Raw genomic sequence first — 26355 nt, 5'->3', positions numbered from 1 at the left:
CGCTCATGTTTTTTCACCTTAGATCGGGTAAAATTAAGATGGGATTTTTTGAAATTCGTCTATATTAGGGACAAGGCAAATACGGAAGGGGCAATTCTACCAATGAACGGAAAAAAATCAGTGCAAGAGGCCTTTAATGAAACGACTTATCGAATGGTAGGACATGGGAATCGAGATGTTCAAGTCTTGAAGGAAGCCTTTGAAGCTGTAGAGAATAGTACACCATCTGATATTTATGGATCGGGAAAGGTGATTGAGGATTTTCAGTCGGAAATGGCGAAGCTCTTGGGAAAAGAAACAGCAGTTTTCTTTCCGAGTGGAACGATGGCACAGCAAATCGCCTTAAGAATATGGTGTGATGAAAAAGGACTCAAGAGCGTCGCCTATCACCCTTTATGTCATTTAGAGATCCATGAGCAGGATGGGTTGAAGGAATTGCATCATATCGAGCCTGTCCTACTTGCGGATAAGAATAGACTCATTACCTTGGATGATGTATTACAAATGAAGGAGGATATTGCTTGTCTGCTGCTTGAATTGCCACAGCGTGAGATTGGCGGACAGTTACCGGAGTATCAGGAGCTTGAAGCGATTTCTGCATATTGCCGTGCTCGGGGAATTAAGCTGCATTTGGATGGCGCAAGATTGCTTGAGACGCTTCCCTATTATGGAAAGACAGCTGCTGAGATCTGCGCCCTCTTTGATAGTGTCTATATCTCCCTGTATAAAGGAATCGGAGGAATTGCAGGCGCGATTCTTGCAGGCGCTGAGGAGTTTACGAAGCAATCGAAGATATGGAAACGGCGGCATGGTGGCGACCTAATCAGTCTGTATCCATACATTATTTCCTCTGATTATTACTACCAGCAAAGAGTAGATAAGATGCAGCAGTATTTTGAAGGGGCTAAAGAGCTTGCTGCTTTAGTTAATCAATGTCATGCGGTGACTACGTTACCTGCTGAGCCTGTCTCCAACATGTTTCATATGCATTTTCAAATGTCTAGGGAGAGCATTGAACCGATCCTGTCTTCTGTATATGAGGCAACAGGAATCGGTTTAAGCGCAGCGATAAGACCAACGGGAGAACATAGTTCTTATTGTGAGATCAGTATTGGAGACAAGTACGCAGACATCCCTAAAGAAGAGTTAAGAGGATTCTTACTGCTGCTCGATAAGCTAATGCGTGAATCATCTTCCGAGCAGCGTTCGAAGTAACGAGATCCGTAATAATTGTTTTTTAATAAGCTTTGTACGGAATTCATTTCTTAATTGATTGTAGATCGGCGGGCAATGGTTAAGGGCCCAATGATACATGAATTTAAAGTCTGTGGCGTCTTTCGCAGAATTTAATAAATAGTATGAGATCGTATCATATGCATTATGGTTAAACCATTCCGTCATTTCCTGCTCGTGATAGCCATATTTCTGAATGGCGATATTCTTAATTAATAGCTTCTCCTCCAGATTCTCAATTAAGAATCGCTGACTCAAATTAAAAGTAATATTGTCTCCGTGTAATCTGTACACACCGGCAAGGGTATCTATGAAGCCAGCATCACCGATGAGCAAGGAACGCAGATAAATAGAAGCATCGTTAACCATGTTCATATTCAGGATATCCATAGCCATTAAAGCCTCACGCTTAAAGACAGTTGTTAAGGTGGAGGAGGGCTTCGGATATCCTTTTTTCTCGAAATTCATGAAATAATCCTGCTTCTTAATAATCCTGCTTAGCTGTAGGCTACTGATCTTCAGGTGTTTGGCCTTTGAAAATTCGAGAAACACATTAGCAGCCACAAATGATATTTCGGGATGGTGATTGTGAAAGTGTACAGCCTTACTTAAATAATTCATATCAATCAGATAGTCATCATCATCGAGAAAAAGAACGTACTTCCCATCACCATGAGCAGCAAAAGCCTTACGGCGATTATTTCCCGGCCCGCTATTTTTTTCGTTCCGCATATAGATTACCCGTGACTCGCTTCCGAAGCTTTGATGCATTAACTCATCCGTGCCATCTGTAGAGCAATCATCAATAACTGTGATCTCTATATAAGGATAGTCTTGCTTTAAGATGCTTTGGATCGCTTGATATAGAAATGCCTTTCTATTGTAAGTAGTGATAATGACACTAACCTTGGGATAATCGGCAAAGGAAAGGAGTGCTGAGTGTGAAGTATCCGTATGGGAGGAGTGATGTTTGATTGCAACGATCCCATGGATTAACCCGTCAATTTCTTCGTTCACAATACTGAATTGCTCTGACAGATAGAACCTTAATGCATCTTCTGAAGCTCTCCCTGTGAGATAAGCACGGATCACCTCAGATAAGGTTTCCAGAAAGGTTCTAATTTGCGGATTTTGTTCTTTATCTATGATCAGGCGGCATCTTTGGAATAGTTCTTTATCGTCCATTGAAATGGATGGTGAATGGTTGATTTCATGATTAAGGTCATTTAGAAAGACGTAACAGGCTTGCTGCAAAACCTCGCTATGATCCATTTGGGGGCCTCCTGCTGTGTTATTTGGATAAACCACTTACCTTAGGTCTAGCTGCAATTTTACTTTTGAGTTTATATCGATACGTTTTGAGATGTCCCCATGTATACAGGAATACTTCCCGTTCCATTAAGGAGGCAATTACGAAATATACGGGCAGGGTCACAAGCCCTAACAGTACACCCCACAACATAATTCCTGCATAGGAATGGATAGGGATGTCGATGGTGCTGGAGATTAGAATAATGCCAACAAAAACGACTGCATTCGTAAGCCATCTTCTAAAAGTGACCCAAGGGCTCCGCTCCAGCAGATGTCTGCTAGCATAGACCACGATATCTATGGAGCGATACAAGAGAGCGGCTATCGTCCCCATCAATACACCGTAAATCCCCATAAAGATAACGAAGACAATAGAAGCGACTAGATTGATAGCGGATTCTAGAATGGAACGGTTCTGTGTGTTCTTGAAATGTCCGGCGATCGTAATCACATTATTGGAGGAAGCTCTGGCATTGGTTAATAATTTGATGACTACGAACAGGATCGGCAGCCACATATCGATATAATTCACGTCATTTACCCCAGCGGTATACAGTTTCATAAAAGGTAGAATTAGAATGTAGGCTACCGTTAGAATCGAGAAAATGAGCCCCATAAAATACACTTCGTAAGCATCATAAAATTTAATAAAGGCTTCTTTACTCTCATGAAAGCTCTGACCGAGAGCAGCCTTCACGCTTCCGTTTATGGTTTGGACGATGTTATCTACAATCGTAAAAATCATGTTGTACATGACATAAATGCTGACGATCTTTAAGTTCGTAAATATAGTCAGGATTAGCACGTCAGTATTTCTAAACACTAAGTAGGAGATCTCATGGACTAAGACGGAATTTTTTTGACCAATGGCTTCATAGTCTGGTTTAAGATTTAGGTTGATCCATTTGTAATGCTTATTAATATAAATATAGAAGACGACGATTTGAAGTATGGTCAGTATGAAGTAGGAAGCTTGCACAGCAATGATGTTAACGCCTTGAAGTAATAACAGAATCCGAATTACATTGTTCAGAATATTAGCTACGGTGACTATAGAAGTCTCTACATAGCTTTTTCCCTCTGCAGCGAGAAGCACTTTGAATTTCCCTTGAAAATAATAATTGATCGCTCCGCCCATCCCTGTAAGCAAAATAATGAGCATAATCGATAATCGATCGATGTCAGAAGTGATCACTAATGGATACACGGTGGCGATTAGAAGGACGGCGAAGAAATAATAAATGCCTGTTTTTTTATAATAGCTAGAGGTGGCGGCCAAAATAGAGTTGATGTGGTTCTTATCATCCGAAGCTACTGGCTTGTATAGGGCTTGGATCGAAGCGGCGCCTACGCCGGCTTCCAGCAGTGCCAAATAACTAATAATTTGTACAATAGAAGCGATTAAACCATTGGCCTCTGAGCCATAGTTGACCATAATCAGTCGGGGGATAAAAAAACCGAGGATGATCGTGATGAGTTGACTCCCGAGTCCAAAAGATAAGTTAAGAATGCTCCGCTTGGCTCTCATAACGCATCCTCCTTTCGTAAAGCGATAAATACGTATCCAGATGCTCGAAATGCCTTTCGGCATGTTTGGCTTGCGGTGTGACATCCATATAGTGAGTAGTCATACTTTCAAAAACCTGTGCAGGCTGGAGCTGCTCCAGTGTAGTGAAATCGGTATATAACCCTTTGAACTGGGCATCTTCCATTACATTGATCATTTTTTTGCTGTAAGCGACGGGAAACACTGGTTTACCCAATACCCACCCGAGGATCATCGCATGGAATCTTGAAGCTACGATAAAGCTGGAATGGGCTAGAACGGCCAAGACCTCTTCCATATTCGTTTTATATAAATGCACTTGGGTGGCATCCTCATAGGAGGGACCCATAAGACTCCGGATTTCCTCAATCGCCAGCTGATCACCTTCGTGTTCACAAAATGACATGAAATGAACAGCGTAGCCTTTTTCAATGAAATAAATTGCGAGTTCTTTCATTTTTTCATAATAGAGGTTGTCAAAACCGTTCAGACCTTTAGCAGAAGGCTTAATGACGGATAAGACGATATAATCCTCCGGTTCGGTGTGAAGATCTGACGGGTTAAGCTGAAAAATAATATCGGGTGCTAAACGGACATTATTCAGATCCTCAAATAAATCATAAGAGTACTTTTCTCTAAAGCAGATGTCTGTATAGTTCTTAAAAATCCGCCTATGTTCCTCATAATATTCTTTATCTGTATAAGGGCCGAAATTCGATCCTAATAAATAGTAAGGCTTGTTCTTATTCCGGATGGCTTCTGCGTTCTTAAAATGCTTCTCCCAATGCTCTGCCTGCATAAAGATCGAGCCGCCGATATGAACAACACCATCGGAGTGATTTGCCATAAATTTTTGCGCCAGATTATGTATCTTTAACCTTCTGCAAATAAAGGCAATGCCTCTTAAGAAAATGGAATCGGAAGGATACACTTTGAGGTTCCTGATCTCTTTGAAGCATAGCTTGTATAGGCGTGGAGCACAGATTCTGAATTCGGTATCCGGATACCTTTCACATAGTACCTTTATGAATAAATCATCGCCCAAATTAAATTCGGTATAGGCATAGATCAGCATCTTCTTCATATTCTAGATTCCTTTCGCTTGAACCTGGATAAGCTTCTCTCCACAGAAATGAATCTGTGATATAGAAGCGGGGAGATTAAGAATGCTCGGATATAAAGGGCTAATCTTCGATCATTCCCTCTATAACGTCTTATGAGTTCATACATTTCTTGGTTTAGTTCCGGATAGGTATGATCGATGTCGCGAAGTAACTTATGAATGCTTACGCCTTCTGTCCCATTTAGACAGGTTTTTAGGTTGAAAAAGTAATTCTCGATCAATTCGCGATTTCTTATATAAGGAGATATCATATCCAGCTTCTCAAAGGGATGGGCCTCGAAATAAGCATCTACCCGTTTGAATACACCAACGACATCAAATTTTTTTACATTATAGCTGTTGGAAATCGACGTGTTTCTTTGTAAATAAAATGATAATATATCCGGCAATGTGATGACAGTAGCGGCTCTGGATAAGGCTTTGTAGATAAATTCCTGATCTTCTCCATTCACACAGCGTTCCGTATATTGGAGCCTATGTTGGAGTAATAATTCCCGTTTGTATGCAATGCTCCCTGTCCATATCCGCAAGCTTTTGTTCACGAAAATATGCGTCAGTGCTTCACTGCCTGTTATGTTGCTATAAGCGGAGGTGTAGCTCAAAGTAGTGACTCCATCCTCTGTGACATGGCTATATCCCCAGCAAATAATCTCGGGGTCAGATGGTTGAGTATAGGTATGAATGGTTCGTACTAAGTCTGTAGAGATATAATCATCACCATCCAGAAACAGCACATATTTCCCTGTAGCTTCTGTTAAGCCTCTATTTCTAGCCGCACTAACTCCCTGATTCTCTGTTCGAATGACTTTGCAAGAAAGATCGGGGTGAAGTGCGAGAATATTTGCTATCACGTTGTAGGTGTTATCTGTAGATCCGTCGTCCACGATAATGACCTCGAAATGTGGTTCACTTTGGTTAAGGAGTGAATCAAACATAGGGGTTATATAATGTTCAATATTGTATACAGGGACCACAATGCTTAGATTCATGTGCTGGCTCCTTTCCTTGGTAGAACTGGATAAATAGCTATCTTAAGCTTACCCTTCGTATCAAAAGATTGTATATACTACTTTAGTTTACTTATTGCTACCTCTAATTCGTTGTAACATCGCGTGAATAATAATTATTACAGTATGTAAAATGACAATCATATCGATTGGTATAACATATATAGAAAGTCTATAAAATCATGAATTCTCGAAGCGGAGGGACTATGATGCAGCTGCAAAAAATATTCGTGAACGGTGAGAGATTAAAGAATACGATTGAGGCATTTGCGGATTATGGGCGTACAGATAATAACGGCGTGACCCGGTTATCGCTGACGGAAGAGGATCTTAAGGTTCGGGATTATTTTCGATCCTGTTGTGAAGAATTGGGGATGTCTGTGAAGGTGGATGATATGGGCACGATGTACGCTACGCTTGCGGGTGTAGAGTCTGGGCCTCCTATTGTGATTGGTTCGCATATGGATACTGTGAAAAAAGGCGGCAGATTCGATGGTATCCTTGGGGTAATCGCTGGACTAGAGGTAGTTCGCACACTCGTGGATCACGGGATAAAACCGAAGCTATCGGTGACCATTATGAATTTCACAAATGAAGAAGGGGCTCGCTTTGAGCCTTCGATGATGGCTTCTGGTGTGCTGGCCGGTAAGTTCGATAAGGCAGAAATGTTGAATAAAAAAGATCCCGAAGGCATTACCTTTGGCGAAGCACTGGAGGAGAGCGGATATAAGGGGGAAGCGAGCAATCGAATTACCGAAGCCACTGCTTATTTGGAGCTTCACATCGAGCAAGGTCCCGTGCTAGAACAAGAAGAACTGTCGATTGGTCTGGTGGACTGTGTAGTTGGCATGGCCTGCTATGAGATTGAGGTGATGGGGGAATCGGATCATGCGGGCACCACGCCTATGGCAATGCGCAAGGATGCCTTGTTCGCTGCCACGGATTTGATTACGGAGCTTAGAAGCAAGCTTAGTGCGCTCGATTCTGAACTGGTGTATACCATGGGCAGAATGAATGTGTTTCCTAATATTCATACCGTCATTCCCAATAAAGTGATCTTCACCATTGAGGCTAGACATAAAGATATGGAGATTGTCCGTGAGGTGGAAGCTATTATTCATAGCTTGCCGGAGATGTTACTGGACTGCGGAGCAAGTAAGACCAAGCTTTGGGGTAGAGAGACTGTTTGGTTTGACCGGGGGATATGTGATTTAGTGGAGCAAGCGGCACAAGCCTTGGGTTATTCTAAACGGAAGATCGCAAGTGGCGCAGGGCATGATGCTCAGTTCGTAGCCAGCTTTCTGCCATCCGCGATGGTGTTTGTACCTAGTGTGAAGGGAAAAAGTCATTGTGAAGAGGAGCTTACCTCCTATGAAGACTGTGAAAAAGGGGTAAATGTAATCCTAGAAACGGTGTTATTATTACTGTCAAAGTAATACGCGTCACTAAATATAACATTCTAATATGGAAGTAGTGCTTTAATTTCATACAAAATCGTCAAAAAGACACTTTAAGCAGTGTCTTTTTTTATGAGATAATGATTAGGGTTGTGTTGGGTACCAAATGTCATAAAGTTACTGGGCGGTTTAAGTCGAATCCTTTGTGTAAAAACACAATGATGATAGATAATATTTTAATTTTTTACCAAATTGGGAATACTAAACGTATGTTATCATTCTTTACATAAGGGATCTACATTAGACGGGAGAGATGAATGATGATTATCGGAGTGCCTAAAGAAAATAAAAATAATGAGAATCGTGTAGCCATAACGCCTGCGGGTGTAGTTAGCCTTATTAAAGAAGGACATCAAGTGCTGGTGGAAGCTGGGGCTGGTGTGGGAAGTGGATTTCCGAACGAAGAGTATGCTTCTGCCGGAGCGAAGCTGATTCAGGACGCAGCTACGGTCTGGAGCTCTGCCGAAATGGTGATGAAAGTGAAAGAACCGCTGGAAAGCGAGTACCCTTATTTCCGTCCAGGCCTTATCTTGTTCACGTATCTGCATCTTGCGCCTGAACCTTCTCTGGCAGCTGCGCTCAAAGACAAGGGTGTCTTTGCCATCGGGTATGAGACGGTTGTTCATGAACGTACCTTGCCGTTATTAACACCGATGAGTGAAGTAGCGGGCCGGATGTCTGTGCAGCTTGGCGCTCAGTTTTTACAAAAAAACTATGGCGGACAAGGGATTCTTCTCTCCGGTGTTCCCGGGGTTAGTCGTGGCAAAGTTAGCATCATCGGCGGTGGAGTAGTGGGTACAAACGCTGCAAAAATGGCTATTGGTTTGGGTGCTGATGTTACAATTGTTGACCTCAGTGCTGAAAGATTGCGTCAATTAGATGATATTTTTGGGGCACAGATCAATACGCTCATCTCTAACCCTTACAATATTGCCAAAGTGGTAGCTGAGGCAGACCTGTTGGTAGGTGCGGTGTTGATTCCTGGTGCGAAAGCACCGAAGCTGGTTACAGAAGAAATGGTCAAGACCATGAAGCCGGGATCGGTGATTGTTGATGTGGCCATTGACCAAGGTGGTATCGTAGAGACGATCGACAGAGTGACAACACATGATAATCCTGTATTTATTAAGCACGGCGTGTTGCATTATTCTGTTGCTAATATGCCGGGCGCTGTGGCGAAAACTTCGACGATCGCTTTAACCAATGTCACCGTTCCATACGCCCTGCAAATTGCCAATAAAGGCGTGATCAAGGCGATTCAGGAGAATGCGGGCCTAAGAAGCGGCGTAAATGTCGCCAATGGTAAAATCACCTGCCAAGCCGTGGCTGAAGCACTTGGCGAGAAACATTTTACGGTAGAACAAGCTATGGAGCAGACGTTCACGATGAGCTAATTAGAGCTAAATAGATGTGTTCCAAATGATTTATAATATTTGGAGACCAATAGACAGCGAATTCCCGCTAAGGGAGTTTGCTGTTTGTTGTTTCTGGGAGTAATATTTCAGCTTAGTTCGGTGTGGGGAGGATCCGGTAGAAGTCTGCTAGTTTGATCTAGGAGGTAGCTAGGAGTGGCTTCAGTGTGCCTAGATCCAGCAGAAATCTACTAATTCGGTGTTAAAGGTTTGTAGGACTGCGTTATGAAGATCGTTGGATCGGGTGGATGTTTGTTGGTGTATTGTTAAAAGTAGCTAAGTTGTATTTGGTATGGTTAGGTACTGTTGATGTCGCCAGTGCGACGCTAAATGTGGATAGACACTACGTAGAAGTTGGTTTAAATTCGATCAAAAGTAGCTAGTTCCAACTATGTGCAACCTGATTTGGCTAGTTCTAACTAGCATTTGTTAGTTTTCTTGGATTTTAAGACGGTGATAGTTTTGTTGGAGATGATTTATAGGGAAATCCCCCCTATAAATTACGCCAATATAGCTTAAATAGCTATTTTTAGGGAATTTCTCCCTATAAATATGAAGAATATCCCTGATTGTGCCTCAATTGGAGTAATTATAGGGAGGTTTTCCCTGATTAGTAGCAGGTAAAGCTAAAGAGACACAATTACAGGGAGGAATTCCCTAAAAACTATAAGGGAACTCTCTCAAGTAGTGGTTTAAGTGTTGTCGCGCCACTCCGTCACCTCGCTCCCGTAAGCCGCATCAACGTATTGTGTAAATCCATCCCACGCCACTCCATAACCCCGCCATTCCGCAACCAACGTAACCTGTACTCAGCAAATACGCCCCCACGCAACTCTATAACCTCGTAACTCCTCCACCCGGCGATCTCAAGGCCCGCCATCTCGCCCCCATCCCAATATCTTATAGTCAGCTAGGAGCACGCATACTATAATAAAATCACTCTAGAGTACAAGGTTCGGCTATTTTTCAGGCAGGGGTGGGGCTAGTGACGGAAAAGGATCCATTGTTTGATCGTTTCTTCGATAGTATGGAATCGTTGGCGGATGCGATTAGTGAATCTCTTCAATCCCAAGTTACGATTGAGGACAGTAATCACCATGTGATCGGATACAGCTCCCATCAATTTGAGAGTGATTCCGCGAGAATTTCGACCATTATTGGAAAGCGCGTGCCTAACGCTGTCATTATTGGCTTGCGCAAGAAGGGGATTATGCAGCAGCTTGAGAGCGCTACACGTCCGATTCGGATTCCTGCGGTCATGGAGGTAGGTCTTGGCCCCCGACTCGCTATTTGCATCAAACATCAGAAGGAAATTCTCGGGTACATATGGGTAGTGGATGCAGGCAATCTAGTTGAAGGACACGCAGAGAATATTGTAGAGAAAGCGGCGGCCATCGTTGGTCGTTATATATTGAAGCAACGGGGTTGGAAGACGAAGCAGGAGAAAACGCAGGAGGATTTTTTCTGGAAGCTGCTCACCTCCCATTACGACAATGAAGCGAATATCAAGCAGGATGCGGAAGTTTGGTCGATTCTTTTGCCGGACAAATATTATATTAGCGTGTTTGAGAGTGACAAGGTCATCAATGACCACTTCGTACTTCGGTTTCGTCAAACTATGACCTCCTATCCGGGGCTGAAATTATTGTTTCTGACGGCAGAGCACAATCGGTTAATTATATTGTTTTCGTTCAGCTTTCACATGGAAGGGAATAGTGGCCTGTCTTCGTTCATGCACAAAATTATCGAGGATATGCGTAAGAGTGAGAGCTGTATGCTGGCTGCTGGCTGTAGCCTGGATTACACCGAATATATGTCGGCAGCTATTGCGTACTGGGAAGCGGGGTCCATTCTGGAGATCAAGAAGCTGCTGCCTTTTCATGGCCGGGAGTTACTATTGTATGAGGATATTGGATTTTGGGCGTATATTCCGGCTATTATGGAGCAAAAGCGCAGTCGAACCCGTAAAAGTCCTCTGCTGTATCCGCTAAAAGAGCATGATCGCGAGCATAAAAGTGATTTTCTAAAAACGATCGCCGTTTATTTATCACTCAGTGGAAACCTGAAGGAATCCGCCGCTTTTTTACATATTCATACCAACACATTGCTGTACAGATTAAATCGAATTGCAGAAATCACGGGCAAAAGCTTAAAGGATACGGGATACCGCACTTCTATATATTTGGATATTTTGACGGAAGAGACCAGGCAGCTCAATCAGTGGTTTGTTGAGTCAAGGGAATAAAATGAATTAAGCACCAACTGGGCAGCGAACACGTACAATAACCTATATTTAGAACCTATAACATTGGAGGGACTAAGCATGGTGAAGGAAGTTCGTTCACCCGATGCCCTTGACTTTGAACGGAAAATGAGAGAAAGCATCGTGGATTCGGCCGAAGGTTTAAATAATAGTGGAGCGGATTTTGCAACATTTGATGAGTCACGCGGTAATCCGCAATTTTGGACGCGTACAGATATCGGAGGACTTCAGCTGAACGCTGGTGTGGCACCTTCGGTTGGGGTTAAAGACATTTTTCAGAACGGACATTTATATGCCTTCGAATGCGCGACAGCGATGGTCATTGTTATGTACAGGGCGACAATTGAAGCTATAGGTGAAGAAGCCTTTAATAGGTATTTTAAGGATTTGTTCTTATGGGATTGGAACTACGACGAGAACCTACGCTTAGTTACGAACTATAATAAGGATCAGATGCTGCGGGGAGATATTGTGTATTTCAGGAATCCAGATCATGCGCCTAGCAAGCCAGAATGGCAGGGTGAGAACGCTGTTAAGCTTGAAGAAGACCTATTCTATGGCCATGGTATTGGGATAACCACTGGAGAAATCATTATAGACTCTCTTAATGGGGAAAGAGTGCCTGGAAGTAACATTTCAGCGTTTCTTACGAATGAATCCATTCATCCAGATTTTAACTATTTACAGAGATTATCTTCAGGTTCTGTCTTAACCGGAGCGGAAAATAGAGGCTCTGAGTGCACTGTGTTTTCAAGAATTGGGACTAGAAGTTACATTTATAAGATTTAACAGCTAAGAGGGTACCAAGAAGAGTAATCTTCCTGAAAAAAAGGGGCTGTCTCATAAGTAGATGTTCTACAAAAGAAACAGCCCCGGTTATTCTTCTGTTGTCCATAACTCGAACGAGGTGGTGTTCTGGGATCACTTCACCATCCGTTTGTCCGTCATACGTAGTTTCAGTAAAGACACCATCTAGGGTGTCTTTTTTTCGTGTGGATTCAATAGTTCTAGTTCGTAGCCATTGAAGCTTGAGTAGCTGGAATGCCACCTCTTTGTGACTCTTGCATCTTACGTCATAAATATACTAGCTATTTATGTGCCAAGAAAGAAATTTCAGTGCATACAATTTTAATCTTTAATAGTAGCCAAGGTTTAATTTTACATTGAGCTGTTATAGTACTCCTTGATCAATACTTTACTCACGGGGGGAAGGATAAGCGCAATGAATACATTACGTAAGACAATAGTGATTGCATCAGCGATAACGTTGCTAGGAGGAGGGTTTAATACAGGCTTTAGTCAAAATAATTATGTCTACGCAGCAGATGATACTACGCCATCCATCCTGGTCGAAGATTTTGAAGATGGAATCAATGATGTGAAATTTAATCCTAAACGTATGTATAATGCTACGCTGCATTTGGAAGATAACAAGAAGCTTGTAAGAAATGGGCAATATTCGGCTAGAATTGATTACGATATGATCGGCATAGTAGATAACCCCTCTCAAATTGAAGTCGGGTATAAAACGGGGAATATCCCAGTTACAGGTTACCCTACTAAAGTAGGCATGTGGGTTTATGCAAACAATGAAGGACATTTGCTGACGACAAAATTTAGAGATATAGGCGGATCTTCTTTCCAGGCAGAATTTTATGATGTAAATCAAGTGGGTATCAACTGGTCCGGCTGGAAATATATCGAGGCAGATATTCCGCAGGGTAAACCGGGTCCGATTGTTCTTGAATTGTTTTTCCAATTGAAACAATCGAATATGAGCAAGAAAAACAAGGGCTCTATTTGGGTAGATGATATTACCTTTATCTATGATGAAGTTGATGAGGATAAGGACGTTCCTGCCATTAAACCTATAGCCCCTGTTGAAAATGAAGTCTTAAACACTCCACTTGATGAATTGAAGGTTGAGCTGACCGATAACGGATCAGGTCTGGATTTGGGTACCTTATCTGTTCAGTTAGATGGAACGGATATTACGGATGAAGTGCACTATTCTCCAGATACAAATGTATTAACCTACCCAGGAGAATATGTAGATGGCGGTTATCATGAGCTTGTGATTGAAGTGAAGGACAAGAATGGTAACCCGGCAGCCCAAAAACTCACCTTCACAATAAATGCAGGAGAGCGTTTGTTCATGACTGCAGATGAAGAAGCAATAAGTAATGAAATCTATCCTGTTCATATTAATATCAAAGATTACTTGAAAGCAGAGCAGGCAAAATTCAGCTTAAATTATGATGCAAGCACCCTTCAAGTTGAAAGCATTACTCAGGCGGCTGGAGTCTCCCTAACCTCAGATATTGATAATGAGCACGGCATGGTTCAAGTAGCACTTGATAACGTAATAGCAGCAGCTCAAAATGTCGTTACTGTTAACTTCAGAGTGAGCTCTCATGCCGTCTTAGAACGTGGTGAAGCGTACAAAACCATAACAATGAGTAATGCGAGTCTTACTGCTGGCGGCGTTCAGACGAGTACACCATTAGCTGCGCCCATTCATTATACAATCGGTTTCCCTTATCAGCTGAAAATGACGGGAGTTGGTTTGGGTACACCTTCTACCTTTACAGTGTTAGACCATGGAGGCAAGCCGTATGAAGGTGCGGATATTGTTTTCACTGGATTATTAAAGCAAAGCTCAGTCGTTACAGTTAACACTGTTACGTCTAGTGTATATGAGGATGATGATACATCTTCTAATGTAATCATGGTTGCAAATGCTGGTGAGCGTTACTATGCTTCAACAGCAGCTAAGAATGGATTTTACGAGGTTATTCTCGCAGACGGACAAACAACAGGTTATATCTCTGAAGCTGATGTTAGTAGTCAGTTATTGAGCGGCAGCCTTGGTAAAACAGATGCCAAAGGACAGTTAATAACAGACCTCACTACATTGGCACTTGGAACCTATCAGGTACAAGCAGTCATCGGTGATCAGAACAGTAAGGTTGTCAATTATGAAGTTGTAGAGCAGTATGGTATGAATGAACCGCAATATATTCAAACCTATGTCGCAGAGGATATGTCTTCACAACTGAGTGCTGCCTGGCAAACAAAACCAGATCAAACCTCTACGTATATTCAATACATCGAAGCTGGTGAATGGGGAGCAGGTGCAAGCCCAGACAACAATAATGTAAAGCAGCAGCAAGCTGAGAGTGAGCTACAGGTGCTTAGTATGAAGGGAAATGGAACGAAGGGGGAAATCCGGTTTCATAATGTCCTGGTTAAGGGCTTGAAAGCAGATACCACTTACAAATATCGTGTAGGCTATGAAGACCAATGGTCGGAGTGGCATGAATATTCTACTGTCGATCAGGATAAATCAACACCAACCTCATTCTTGTTTATTACGGATTCCCATACGAATCAACTACCAGGATTACAAATCTACCAAGAGCTAATGACTAACGCTTTGACACAATATCCATCAACACAGTTTATTATGCATGGTGGAGATATGGTTGATGTGGGCGGCGCATTCGAAGAATGGCAAAAGTTCTGGCTAGCCTCTTCTGTATATGCAACAAAACTCCCGGCTGCACTAACACTGGGCAACCATGATGTGAAGAGTGAAGGGAAGGATGTGTTCACCAAAGGTGCGAATTTTCCGGAAAACGGACCAGAATCCCAACTGCAATATGCTTACTCTTATGAAGTCGATGATACTCATTTTGTCGTATTGAACTCAGAAGGCACAGAGGAACAGATGGTTGATCAAGCAGCATGGTTAAAGGACGATTTGGAACAGAATGATAAAAAATGGACTGTCGTTATGTTCCACCGTCCAGCTTATCATACAGAGAATGGTCGAGAATCCCTTGTTGAGTATACCCAAACCTATTTTGCCCCCATATTAGAAAAGAAAAAGGTCGATTTGGTTCTGGTTGGTCATGATCATGTATATGCCCGCACCTATCCAATGATGGATGGAAAGCCAAATAAAGCTACCAATGAGGGTACTGTATACCTTGATGGTGGTGCTTCAGGCTGGAAATTCTATGATGGCACCCAATATAATTATTTGAATTATATTTTTGATGAAGACGTTCCTGTATACTCTGCTATTAAAATTACTGAGGATGCGATTCATGTGGAGGCACGTACAAGTGCGGGTACATTAATTGATGAGTTTTCTGTCAAGAAAACAACTGTAACTGAGACACCAATGCCGACACCAACACCAATACCGACACCAACGCCAACGCCACCAACATCGACACCAACGCCAACGCCACCAACATCGACACCAACGCCAACGCCACCAACATCGACACCAAAGCCAACAGCAACGCTAACACCACCAACACCAACATCGAAGCCAACAGCGATGCCAACACCGCCAACATCGACACCAACATCGAAGCCAACAGCGTCGAAGTTGGTGTTCAACGACAAGGTAAATGTAGATGCAGTTAAAGCTATCGTGGAAAAAGAGAAGTCTGCTCCCGCTATAAACTTTACGGATGTTCCGGCATCATCATGGAGTGCCTCTGTAGTGGAGCGGGCAGCTAAGATGGCGATTGTAACGGGTTATAGTGATGGTTCTTACCATCCGAATCAAAAGGTAACCCGCGCCGAGTTCGCCACAATGGTAGCAAAAGCATTTGGTCTACCGAATTCAAACGGTTCATCCTTCTCTGACACACAAGGACATTGGGCTTCAGAATCGATTGCAGCATTACAAGCTAAAGGGGTAATCACGGGTTATAGTGATGGTTCTTTCCATCCGAATCAAGAAATTTCCCGCGCTGAGATCGTTGCAATGCTTGCTCGTCTGACAAACTATGTTCCTAACGCATCCATTCTATTTTTGGATGTAGCTACGAACTGGGCTTCTGAACAAATCAATGCTTTTGCAACTGCTGGCATAGTAACTGGTAAAGGCAACGAATTGTTCAAACCGAATGATGCTGCATCCCGTGCGGAGTCAGTTACGATGATCATTCGTTTGTTGGATAAATTACTTGCACAATAAGTGAAATGTTTCGGATAGTTAACTGGATTTACCTCCACCAACAAGAAAAAGAAGGGGCTGTCCCTGAGTCATTTATGACTTATGGGACAGCCCCTTTGCTGTGTCTAATAGCCTAAAGCTCAACAAAATCGTTGCGGAATTTCTCGAAATCAGATTTTCTACATTCCAGCGCAAGCCGTGTGCCTGTTTCTTCATAGCTAGTGGATTGAACATGGGCATGCTCGTTGAAATAGGAGACCACATTGCCGCGATCAAATGGAATCAGAATTTCACACTGTACATAATCCGTAAACACATGGCTGCGAATCAGATCTGTAAGTTCAGCTATCCCGCTATTTTGTTTGGCAGAGAGATAGACATTGTCACCCTCAAGGTGAGGGTAAGGCAAGTCAGTTAGGTCAGCTTTGTTGTAAGCATAAACCGTTGGAATTTGGTCCGCGCCGAGGGCTTTTAACGTCTCATCGGTAACGGCCATATGCTGCTGATGCTGCGGATCGGAAATATCGACTACGTGAATCAATAAGTCAGCTTCGGTCACCTCTTCGAGCGTGGAGCGGAAGGCTTTGACCAGATGATGGGGAAGCTGGCTGACGAATCCGACGGTATCTGTTAATAAAAAGGTTTTGTGATCTGGTAGCTCAATGCTCCGAACGGATGTCTCCAGCGTAGCGAATAACATATCCTTGGCGAACACTTGCTTATTAGAGCCGGGATGATACGTCTCCACGATCACATTCATTAAGCTGGACTTGCCGGTATTCGTATAGCCGACGAGACAGACGACCGGAACCTCATTCTTATGCCGCTGCTTCCGCTGAATTTGGCGCCTTGCTACTTGCTGTTGAAGCTCAACTTGTAACGCTGAAATACGTTCTTCAATTCTTCTGCGATCCAGCTCCAGCTTCGTTTCACCAGCGCCTCTGTTCTTCAGCCCAGCACCACCGCCTTGTCTTCCGAGGGATTCTCGGAGACCTGTCAGGCGGGGCAGCATATACTGCAGCTTGGCTACTTCTACTTGCAGCTGTGCTTCTTTGGTCTTCGCTCGTTCTGCGAAAATATTCAAGATCAGAATCGTTCGATCAATGACCTGACGGCCTAGAGAAGACTCCAAATTGCGAATCTGTGAAGGAGACAGCTCATCATTAAAAATAACAATAGGAGCATCATGCGCTTCTAAGAGCGCAGATAGTTCTTGGATTTTGCCTGTGCCGATATAGTGGGAAGGGTTGATCCGGCTTGCCTTCTGACTAAGTTCTCCGACAACTTCTAGGTCACAGGCAGCTGCCAGATTAGTGAGTTCTTCCATCGAATAATCGAAGTTTGTTTCGTTTTGTAGCTGAACACCGACTATAATAGCTTTTTCTCGTAGTTGTTCCATATATTTATTCATCCTCCAATAGTAAATAGTAAACGCAAAAAAACACAGGACATCTGCCTGTGCTTACGGTTCGATAGAGGACGTCAGAACAAATGTGTAAGGAGAAATCTCCATTACGACATTAGGGTCTTCCATAGATATATCGAATTAAACAACGGCTGGGGCGTAGGGAAATGATAACCTAATCCCTTACGAGCAGCAGTTGGTTTATTGGCTTCTATGGAGTTAAATGGGTAGACCTATCCTGAGTCCTCTGCACATGGGCAGAGCTTTAGCGCTATTCAATTAGCCGCGCAAAGTTCTAACTCGGATAAAGTCTATCACACGTAACCCTCCGTTCATAAAAAGTTAAGTCGAGTTTACCACATCCTTTATTTGGTGGCAAATCTGTATTTTATGCTCGGTGAAGCACATCTCTATTTTAATATCAATCCAAGAATTCTAAAAAATGATTGCATACCATATATATATAATTTGATATGAATAGGAGGTGTGAAGACATTGCCTGTCCTCTCTACAAACACCATCATTAATTTACCTGTCGACGGTATTCGTCCAATAGATCAAGTTGTGATCAAAGTGGTTAACAATGGATTAGCTGACGCGGCTTGTTATATAACGGGTTTAGCCAATAGTGCAAGTCCTCAGACAGTCTTTATTGAAGAATTATTTGAGCTGCAATATCGGGAAACGTCAAGCAAAACCTACACTATTGTAGAGGATTTATTCCAATTTAATTTTGTGTATTCACAGGAACAATTGAAGATTCAGGTTTTTCTTGTGGATGTGAACGGTGTCTGGACGGCTGTTAATCTGGAAGTGTTTCAAGTAAGCCGTATAACCTCGGAAATCCGTGATAATGTATCGGTTACATCGACTGACTTCGCGGCGATTAGCTTTATGAGGAGCCCTGCCTTTACTATTCCACAAGGTCTTGCGGCTGAGATTAGACCGGCGGCTTTAGATATTCTATCCAAAAGACCTGTGCGGTATATGGTCGTCGCAGGTGGCACTCTGGATGGGACATTCGAAAATTTCCCAACGCCAACTACGGATATTCCTGTCACGGACACAGCACTGCTGGTGAATTACACCTGCACTACGGTCACGGGTGGAAAGGTGATTATGCAAGGTACAGGATCGGGAATCTCCGGTGCTTATGCGAATTTGGCTGTTAATTTGCTTAACGAGCGACTCTCTTACGAGCTAGAGAATGAGCCGGTTACTTTGGTGGTTAACTCACTATCAGGTGATGATGATCTCGCAGTCACCTTTAAGATGTCTGAGCAATGGTGAGCGTTCTTCAATCCAGTTCCGAAGATAAATTCGGGTGATTGAAAAAGGAACATCTGCATAGATGCGCATGTTCCTTTTGATGATCCTTGTAAGCGGTAGGATTAGTCTGTTAAGCCTCGCCGTAATGTAAACAGGTCTTTCAAAGCCTCAGTAGACAGCTCGGTAATCCAGCCTTCGGAGCTGGAGATGACATTATCACTTAGCTGCTGCTTACTCTCCAGCATCTCATCAATCTTTTCTTCGAGCGTCCCGAGAGCGATGAACTTATGCACCTGTACATCACGCGTCTGGCCCATTCGATAGGCGCGGTCCGTCGCCTGATTCTCAACAGCCGGATTCCACCAGCGATCGAAGTGGAATACGTGATTGGCGGCGGTTAAGTTCAGACCGACACCTCCGGCTTTGAGAGAAAGGATAAATACATTCGGCTGATCAGACGGTGGTGCATCTGGACGTCTGGACCCTTCGTCCGCGGAAGGTGCAGGCGTCTGGAATCGCTCAATCATTCGGTCACGCGCCTGTTTGGAGGTACTTCCGTTCAAATAAAGGACAGGCTCCCCAAGCTCCTGCTGTAGAACAGCCTGAAGCATTTTTCCCATCCCGACATATTGCGTAAAGATGAGACAGCGCTCATCCTCTGCACGCAGCTCCTTAACCATATCCAGCAGTCTTTCAAGTTTAGAGGAACGGTTAATGAGTAGACTGGTATCCAGTTTGTTGTCCGAATCCGTTTCAGGGAGGGCCTCCTTAGTCACAAGCATCGGGTGATCACATAGCTGCTTAAGTCCGGTCAAAGCCCCAAGAATGGCGCCCTTACGCTCAATACCTTCCAACTTCTGCATACGGTCGAGCAGTCCGTTTACGGTCTGGTCATAGAGCGCAGCTTGTTCAGCTGTCAGATGGACATAGGTCTTCATCTCATTTTTATCTGGAAGATCGAGCTGAATGTTGGGATCCTTTTTCTTACGGCGTAGCATGAACGGCTTCACGAGATTCTGTAGGTCCGCTGTACGCTTCTCGTCGCGTTCCTTCTCAATGGCATTGCTGAATCGATCGTTAAAGGATTTTGCGCTACCCAGATAACCTGGGGTTATAAAATCATAAATGGACCACAGCTCGGATAATCTGTTCTCTATAGGCGTTCCTGTCAGAGCAATCCGGTGTAAAGCCGGGAAGCTGCGCACAGCTACCGACTGCTTCGTTTGAGCATTTTTGATGTTCTGTGCTTCGTCCAGGCAAATCGCCGCCCAAGTGAATTCCTTCAGCAACTCCTGATCAAGCGCCGCAGTCGCATAAGAGGTGAGTACTACGTCAGCTTGCGAAGCAGCACCATAGAAGAATCCTGCGTCCAGACGGTTACTCCCGTAGTGCAGCATCACATTCAAAGAAGGCGCGAAGCGCTGCAATTCCTTCTGCCAGTTGCCCAGCACAGAGGTAGGACAGATGATCAGAGCAGGCCAACCCGGAGGGTCGGTCTGGCGACGGGAAGCGCTTGGATCGGTATTTTCTTTGATATGAAGTAAATATGCGATGAGTTGGACGGTCTTTCCAAGCCCCATATCATCGGCTAGACAAGCCCCCAAACCGAATTGACGCAGGAAAGTCAGCCAAGCATATCCTTCATGCTGATAGGTGCGTAGCTCTGCCTGGAGTCCTGCGGGCACTGGAGGCTTCGGCCATTGTGAGCGCTGGCCGAGCTGACCAATGAGGCTGATCAAATGCTCGTTTAGCTCTACCTCGAGCCGCAGGCGCGCCGCATCCTCTTGAAGCTGCTCTTCTGTAGCCTCGGCCTCAGCTTCCTCACTCGCTTGTAGCAAATGAAGCTGAAGCACATCTTGGAAAGACAAGCCCTGAGACTTGTCCATACCTGCCATGGCTCTTTGGATTTGCGCTAGCAGCGCGGGATCGAGAGAGACCCATTTGCCCTTGAAGCGGACGAGTCGTTCTCCTCTTGCGACCAGCTCGGCAAATTCAGCTTCGGTGAGGTCGACGTCGCCGATGGAGATTCGCCAATCGAAATCGATGATCGAATCGAGCCCGAACAGCGACTCGCCGCCGCTGCGTTTGTCCTCGCCGGAGCTGATCTTGGCGCGCAGGCGCGGTTTTTTCCGGCTGGCGGCTTCCCACCACGCCGGCAACAGCACTTGCCAGCCTGCTTCCAGCAGCCGCTGGCTCTCGGCCGTCAAGAACCGCCAAGCGATGGCATCGCTGAGCGGTTCGGCCAGCACGTCGCCGCCCGCCGCGAAGCGCTCGGGCGGCAGACTGCCGCGGAGGCGCTCCAGCCATCCCGCGGCGCGTTCGTGCACGTGGGCCGACCATGCTGTCGGCCACAAGCCGTGCGGCTCGCCGTCGTCGGCGAGCCTGATGGGAACAAGCGCGGATTCATCGCGCTTGTCCTGAAGGATCAGCTGCAGCCGCCAAGGGGATTCATCCCCTTCCGGCTCCAGCAGCTGAAGGGCAGGCCGGAAAGGCGCGGTATCCGCCTTCCAGCCAATGGCGATAAGCCATGCAGCGGTATCCATGCCCGCTGCAAGGGCCCCGCTTCTATCGAATAGAAGCGGGAATTCGCTCCGGAGGTCACCTGCCTCGGTCTCCGTGCTGTAATACCTCTGCGATACGGCGGCGGAGAACGCCGCGCGTAACCCACGGCTAAATTCGCTGCCGCCATTTAGCGCCTCAAGAGCCCCTTTGGCAGTGTCATTCTCCACTGCCACCTGCGCAAAAGCACCCTCATCCCAGGTCCATTGCAACCTCCCAGCGCGATAAGCGGAGATATCAGGAATATACTGTTTGTTCTCCAGACATATAGTCAGAAGTGGCGCCAGTTCAGTCAGGTGAGCCGCATCGCCCTCCCAGTTCCATTCGATATGCGCCAGCAGCTTCTGCTCTGCAAAGAAAGGGATGACCTGCTCCGCAGGTAGAATCACTAGCTCTACACCTTCGCCAGCTGGTTGAACCGTTAACTCCGTTCCATAAAAAGACGCCTCATGCCAGGCGAATAACCGCTGTTTAAGCTGCAAACCGGGCACGAGATCTTCTCTTTCATTCATTCCGTATATTAAAGCGTCGCCATACTGGCTTAATGCAAGCCGGATGGTCAGCGTGCGCAAATGCATGTTCATGGTATTAGCTTTCCTTTCCGAAGCTCCTCTTGCAGCGCACGGAGTCTGCTGTGCTTTGTGGTGAAGGCAATGAGGAACTCTTCCCATCGTTCTTCTTGTTTCATTTTTTTATACAGCTTGGATAATCGCTTCAATAGTTTCACAGCCGCCTTGTAGCTATGTCTATTCTTATCCAGCACAAATCTTTCGACGGCCTGATGGTAGAAGGGGAGTAGAACTTCGGGTGCGTTTTTCTCCATAGGCTGGAGGTCTGTAACACGAAATTCGGAAGGCAGCTTACCGATGGACAGTTGATAATCCATCCATGTCTGCCATTTTTCATAGGTAATTAACTTCTCTTCGTATACTTCTCCAGAGATAGGTAACATGGTGGCTAATGTATTCCACATCTGCGGCTCAGCTTCAGGAAGGTGGCGAACGGCCTCTTCCCATCTGTTCGAATAGTTATTCAGATTATAGAGTCTGCTGCTCAGCAGTGGACCGATCTGAGCAAGCCAGCCCACCAAGCGTGACCATTCACCTGCATCCAGAAGCGGGGAGGTGAAGCTCATAAGCTCATCAGGATGGAGACCTGGGCGCTCGGCAGCCTTATTCAGTAATTCCCATGCCTTTGGGTCATCCTTCAGATAAAAATACATGCGGCTCTGGGCTAACAGCCACGCATGGCGTGACAGGGAAGCGCCTAATTCACTTTCTGCCTGCTGAAGCTGTTTGATTTCATCCAGATAAAGCTTAGTTCCACCGGTATTCGGATAAATCCAGTTTCTCCACAGCAGGTCATAGCACAGTGAAAAAGAGGGCTGATCCCGCAAGCGATCGCGCGACTCCGTCAACATCTCACGCCGCAAGTAGGTGAGGGTCTCGACGATATGCGGCCACAGATCGTATTCCTGCTCTTGCTCGGGAGACAGCGGGAGTGTGCTTTTTAACAGACGTGTGATTGCTTCCTGTAGCTCAGAGACCGCTACTTGCGTGTAATAGCCGAGTGATGAGGTGAAGGCGACCTGACCGGGTAGATTGGCGGAAGGCTTAGCCAGCTTTTCTAGAAGAAAAAGATGGGCATGCAGGGTAAATAGCTTGTCCATTTCCGGTGATAACTTCGGCTTAAATTTAGTAATGGAAGATAATGCCCGATCCACATATTCAGGATTCCGAGTGGTATGTGCCAGAGGCGTGATGCAGAACGAAAAATACTCGCGCCACTCCGTGATGCCTCCGTCAGCGATCCGGCTGGCATGTTCTTTTAGCTGCTGCTGGTGCTTTCCATCGGTTCCGACAGGTGAACTACTTGATGTTTTTGGGAGAAAAGATGCGGCTTTGGCGTTAGCTAGAACTTGTACAGACCTATTCTGTTGTTCAGCAAAACTGAGCAGCACAGCGGCCATATGCTTGCAATGACCTGAAACAGGGCAGTTGCAATGGCACCGAGTGAAGCTGTCCAGATCAATAGTAACGCGGTAATCCTCTCTACCTTCAACAAGGGCATTGATCTTAGATGACTCGGTCATAGTGAACGAACGAATACGGCTTTGCTTATAATATTGGAACCCTCGTTTGAGGGTGAGGTCATCGAAATAATAGGCGACATTCTGGATGAGCTTACTCCACTGCGTATCATCCATAGTATAGGTTGGTTGCATACAATTGGTCTCCCGTAAGAAAAATGGTCGTTATTTGACCTTCATTATATCATTTCTTTTTGAGTAGGATGTTTTGACGTTGTAATGAAAGCGAAATTGCTGGCTTGTATGGAACGTGGGGCCTAAACATATACTAATCGTGCTGAAATTTGAAGTATAGATCAAACAAAGGTCAAAAAAGGTCAAAACATTAAAAACATTAAAATTTGTAGCATTAAATCAGCTGATTTGCCTGAATTTGACCGAAAATTGGCTTAAATCGGTTTTGTTATTCCTCTGATAGGGGACTATAATAAGGTCATAGGTCAAATAAAGTCAAAGTCAATGAGAGGAGAATGGATAATGTTTGATTTGGTTCCTTTTGGTAAACGTAGAGATGATGCTTTTGGTATGCTTGCTAAGTCTTTGAATGATGTTTTTAATGATGATTTTTTTGCACCGATCAAGAGCTCCACGATGTCCTTCAGAACGGATATTCGCGAGAGTGAGCAGGCTTACCTGATTGAAGCTGAACTTCCTGGCTTTAAAAAAGAAGAAATCGACATTGATTATGCCAGCCCTTACTTGACGATTAAAGCGGTGCGGAAGGAAGAGAATGCGGAGGAGAACAAGGATCATCAAATTGTACGCAGAGAACGTCGATATGGTGAATATGTTCGCAGATTCTATGTTCAGGATATTGCAGTGGAAGAGATTCGCGCGTCTTTGAAAGACGGATTGCTGATGCTGGAAGTTCCAAAACAGCAAAAACCGCAAGGGAAACGCATTGAGATTCAAGATGGAGATTCTAGCGCATCGCAGTCTGAATAAGCATAATTTAGGCGGTAATAGTTTCCGCTCAGCATCTTAGAGATAGGCAGCGAGCTTTTAATATAGTGTTTTGAATAAAAGGCGCATTGTAGTGGAGGATTCCGGCTATGGTGCGTCTTTTCTCGGAATCGTACGATGATTTGTATTTAATAAAGCGTTGAAAGGAGGAATCTGAGTGGCTAACAAAAGCTATTATGATGCTTTAGGCGTGAGCAAAACAGCAACTAAACAGGAAATAAAAAAGGCTTATCAAAAGCTGGCCAAGAAGTGGCACCCCGATGTGAACAAAGCCCCTGAGTCAGAGGCGAAATTCAAAGAAGCGGCTGAAGCCTATGAAGTGCTGGGCAATGAGGAGAAGCGCAAGCTTTACGATGAGGAGCTGCTTTATGGGGCACAGCGTGGTAGAGCTGGTGGAGGTGCGTCGAGCGGAGCCTCTACATGGGATTCAAACTTTGGTGGAAGCTGGGGCGGCGGAACTTATTCTGCAGGAGGTTCTGGCATTTCGGAGGAAGATTTGTTCGGAATGTTTTTTGGGAATCGGGGATCGGCGGATCGCGCTGGCTTTGATTTCTTTTCTAGCAGTGGTAGTGGGCGGTCGAACGGCAATCCATGGGGTGAGGCGAGCAGTAGGGCGCAGGCGCAGCTGGATATTACGTTGGAGCAGGCCTATAAGGGAGCAACTGTAAGAGTGCAGATCGGTGATAAAACTGTGGACGTTCAAGTTCCGCCGGGATCTAGTGAAGGCACAATTTTAAAAATCGCAGGAACCACTCAGAGTGGCATAGCACCAGGTGGCGATGTACTGCTGGCACTTCATATTCTTCCTCATGATATATACGAGCTTCGAGGTGGCGATTTATACGGTGTAGTTGAAGTTGCTCCATGGCAAGCGGTATTGGGCGGTGAGGTGAAGGTTCCATTACCGGGTGGCGGTGCTGTAAAATTGAAGATTCCTGCAGGAATTCAAAGTGGTAAAACGCTGCGCATCCCAGGCAAAGGTTTGAAGCGTGAGAATGGTGCGAACGGTGATATTTTATTTGGTATTGAGATTGTTGTCCCTGAGCCAACCAGCGAAGCGGAGAAGAATTTGTACCGTAAACTGGCTGAATCCAACCATTTCGAGGCTAGAGCTAAACGTCAAAGCGCTAGTGCGCAGCGCCCGAAGGCAAAAGTGGGTAATTAATTAGGTAGGTAGAGGTAGAAGTAGAAGTAGAAGTAGAAGTAGAAGTAGAAGTAAAGGTGCTTTCGCGTGTTCGAGGTCAACTCTGGCTGGTGAATAGGGGAAATGGAATGCTGATTGTAGAAAAGTAACTTGATTAGAAACTAACTATAGTAGAGACCTGTGAGAAGTGTCGGGAAAAGGAAGGGTAAAAGTGTTTTAAAGGTGCCGATTTCGGCTCGATGAGCGAAAAGAGAGGTGAAAATACCCCAGAATGAGTCGTATTGGGCTCGATGAGCGAAAAGAGGGGTAAAAATACCCCAGAATGAGTCGTATTGGGCTAGATGAGCGAAAAGAGGGGTAAAAATGCCCCAGACTGCGCCGATTTCGGCTCGATGAGTGAAAAGAGGGGTAAAAATACCCCAGAATGAGTCGTATTGAGCTCGATGAGTGAAAAGAGGGGTAAAAGTACCCCAGACTGCGTTGATTTCGGCTAGATGAGTGAAAAGAGGGGTAAAAATGCCCCAGACTGCACCAAATGCGGCTCATCCGCCACAATTCAGCGGTATTAATCCCGCTAAATTAATCTATACCGGCCA

At 44.8% G+C, this 26355-nt stretch carries 17 protein-coding genes; 9 read left to right on the top strand and 8 right to left on the bottom strand.

What is annotated here, in order from left to right:
• Window positions 1-102: 102 nt before the first annotated feature.
• Window positions 103-1215, top strand: a complete 1113-nt coding sequence (locus ACWNM1_RS06680) for a threonine aldolase family protein (RefSeq protein WP_449600407.1) — start codon at window positions 103-105, stop codon at window positions 1213-1215.
• Here ACWNM1_RS06680 and ACWNM1_RS06675 read toward each other — a convergent pair.
• The 4 genes from ACWNM1_RS06675 to ACWNM1_RS06660 are packed head-to-tail and all read right to left on the bottom strand — an operon-like array spanning window position 1189 to window position 6202.
• The gene (locus ACWNM1_RS06675) at window positions 1189-2505 is read right to left on the bottom strand and encodes a glycosyltransferase family A protein (protein WP_449600406.1); all 1317 of its coding nucleotides are present in this window, start codon (window positions 2503-2505) and stop codon (window positions 1189-1191) included. The genes ACWNM1_RS06680 and ACWNM1_RS06675 overlap by 27 nt on opposite strands.
• Window positions 2506-2524: 19 nt before the next feature.
• Window positions 2525-4072, bottom strand: a complete 1548-nt coding sequence (locus ACWNM1_RS06670) for a sugar isomerase (protein ID WP_449600405.1) — start codon at window positions 4070-4072, stop codon at window positions 2525-2527.
• Window positions 4047-5174 carry a polysaccharide pyruvyl transferase family protein gene (locus tag ACWNM1_RS06665; protein WP_449600404.1) on the bottom strand — a complete coding sequence of 376 codons (1128 nt, stop codon included), beginning with the start codon at window positions 5172-5174 and terminating at the stop codon, window positions 4047-4049. Before ACWNM1_RS06665 ends, ACWNM1_RS06670 begins: the two co-directional genes overlap by 26 nt.
• Complete coding sequence (locus tag ACWNM1_RS06660; protein WP_449600403.1) at window positions 5171-6202, bottom strand: glycosyltransferase family 2 protein; 1032 nt, start codon at window positions 6200-6202, stop codon at window positions 5171-5173. The genes ACWNM1_RS06665 and ACWNM1_RS06660 overlap by 4 nt, the downstream gene beginning before the upstream one ends.
• A gap of 227 nt (window positions 6203-6429) precedes the next feature.
• Here ACWNM1_RS06660 and ACWNM1_RS06655 point away from each other — a divergent pair, with 227 nt between their 5' ends.
• Together ACWNM1_RS06655 and ald are read left to right on the top strand one after the other, a co-directional pair.
• Window positions 6430-7656, top strand: coding sequence for an allantoate amidohydrolase (locus tag ACWNM1_RS06655; RefSeq protein ID WP_449600453.1), 1227 nt, complete (start codon window positions 6430-6432; stop codon window positions 7654-7656).
• A gap of 281 nt (window positions 7657-7937) precedes the next feature.
• Window positions 7938-9071, top strand: a complete 1134-nt coding sequence (ald, locus tag ACWNM1_RS06650) for an alanine dehydrogenase (RefSeq protein WP_449600452.1) — start codon at window positions 7938-7940, stop codon at window positions 9069-9071.
• A gap of 733 nt (window positions 9072-9804) precedes the next feature.
• On the opposite strand, the gene ACWNM1_RS06645 is transcribed toward ald, so the two are convergent.
• On the bottom strand, window positions 9805-9969 hold the full coding sequence (locus ACWNM1_RS06645; RefSeq protein ID WP_449600402.1) for a hypothetical protein: 165 nt from the start codon (window positions 9967-9969) through the stop codon (window positions 9805-9807).
• Window positions 9970-10074: 105 nt separating this feature from the next.
• On the opposite strand from ACWNM1_RS06645, the gene ACWNM1_RS06640 reads away from it, so the two are divergent.
• From ACWNM1_RS06640 to ACWNM1_RS06630, 3 genes are all read left to right on the top strand, one after another.
• On the top strand, window positions 10075-11334 hold the full coding sequence (locus ACWNM1_RS06640) for a PucR family transcriptional regulator (RefSeq protein ID WP_449600401.1): 1260 nt from the start codon (window positions 10075-10077) through the stop codon (window positions 11332-11334).
• Window positions 11335-11412: 78 nt separating this feature from the next.
• Complete coding sequence (locus ACWNM1_RS06635) at window positions 11413-12141, top strand: protein-glutamine gamma-glutamyltransferase (RefSeq protein ID WP_449600400.1); 729 nt, start codon at window positions 11413-11415, stop codon at window positions 12139-12141.
• 433 nt (window positions 12142-12574) lie between these two features.
• Window positions 12575-16351 carry an S-layer homology domain-containing protein gene (locus tag ACWNM1_RS06630; protein WP_449600399.1) on the top strand — a complete coding sequence of 1259 codons (3777 nt, stop codon included), beginning with the start codon at window positions 12575-12577 and terminating at the stop codon, window positions 16349-16351.
• A gap of 112 nt (window positions 16352-16463) precedes the next feature.
• On the opposite strand, the gene hflX is transcribed toward ACWNM1_RS06630, so the two are convergent.
• Window positions 16464-17729: a GTPase HflX gene (gene hflX / locus ACWNM1_RS06625; RefSeq protein ID WP_042184155.1), complete on the bottom strand. Its 1266-nt coding sequence runs from the start codon at window positions 17727-17729 to the stop codon at window positions 16464-16466.
• A gap of 492 nt (window positions 17730-18221) precedes the next feature.
• Here hflX and ACWNM1_RS06620 point away from each other — a divergent pair, with 492 nt between their 5' ends.
• On the top strand, window positions 18222-19025 hold the full coding sequence (locus ACWNM1_RS06620; protein ID WP_449600398.1) for a hypothetical protein: 804 nt from the start codon (window positions 18222-18224) through the stop codon (window positions 19023-19025).
• A 101-nt stretch (window positions 19026-19126) separates the two neighbouring features.
• Here the strand turns inward: ACWNM1_RS06620 and ACWNM1_RS06615 are convergent, their stop codons facing one another.
• Together ACWNM1_RS06615 and ACWNM1_RS06610 are read right to left on the bottom strand one after the other, a co-directional pair.
• Window positions 19127-22147: a DEAD/DEAH box helicase gene (locus ACWNM1_RS06615; RefSeq protein ID WP_449600397.1), complete on the bottom strand. Its 3021-nt coding sequence runs from the start codon at window positions 22145-22147 to the stop codon at window positions 19127-19129.
• Complete coding sequence (locus tag ACWNM1_RS06610) at window positions 22144-23787, bottom strand: SWIM zinc finger family protein (RefSeq protein ID WP_449600396.1); 1644 nt, start codon at window positions 23785-23787, stop codon at window positions 22144-22146. Before ACWNM1_RS06610 ends, ACWNM1_RS06615 begins: the two co-directional genes overlap by 4 nt.
• A gap of 342 nt (window positions 23788-24129) precedes the next feature.
• Between ACWNM1_RS06610 and ACWNM1_RS06605 the strand changes: the two genes are divergently transcribed.
• Both ACWNM1_RS06605 and ACWNM1_RS06600 read left to right on the top strand, forming a co-directional pair.
• Window positions 24130-24597: an Hsp20/alpha crystallin family protein gene (locus tag ACWNM1_RS06605; RefSeq protein ID WP_449600395.1), complete on the top strand. Its 468-nt coding sequence runs from the start codon at window positions 24130-24132 to the stop codon at window positions 24595-24597.
• A gap of 175 nt (window positions 24598-24772) precedes the next feature.
• Window positions 24773-25780, top strand: a complete 1008-nt coding sequence (locus ACWNM1_RS06600; RefSeq protein WP_449600394.1) for a DnaJ C-terminal domain-containing protein — start codon at window positions 24773-24775, stop codon at window positions 25778-25780.
• Window positions 25781-26355 lie beyond the last annotated feature (575 nt).

Source organism: Paenibacillus sp. Marseille-Q9583 (assembly GCF_976954365.1).
The sequence above is the reverse complement of the archived record's forward strand: the minus strand, read 5'-3'. Positions and strand labels throughout refer to the sequence as shown.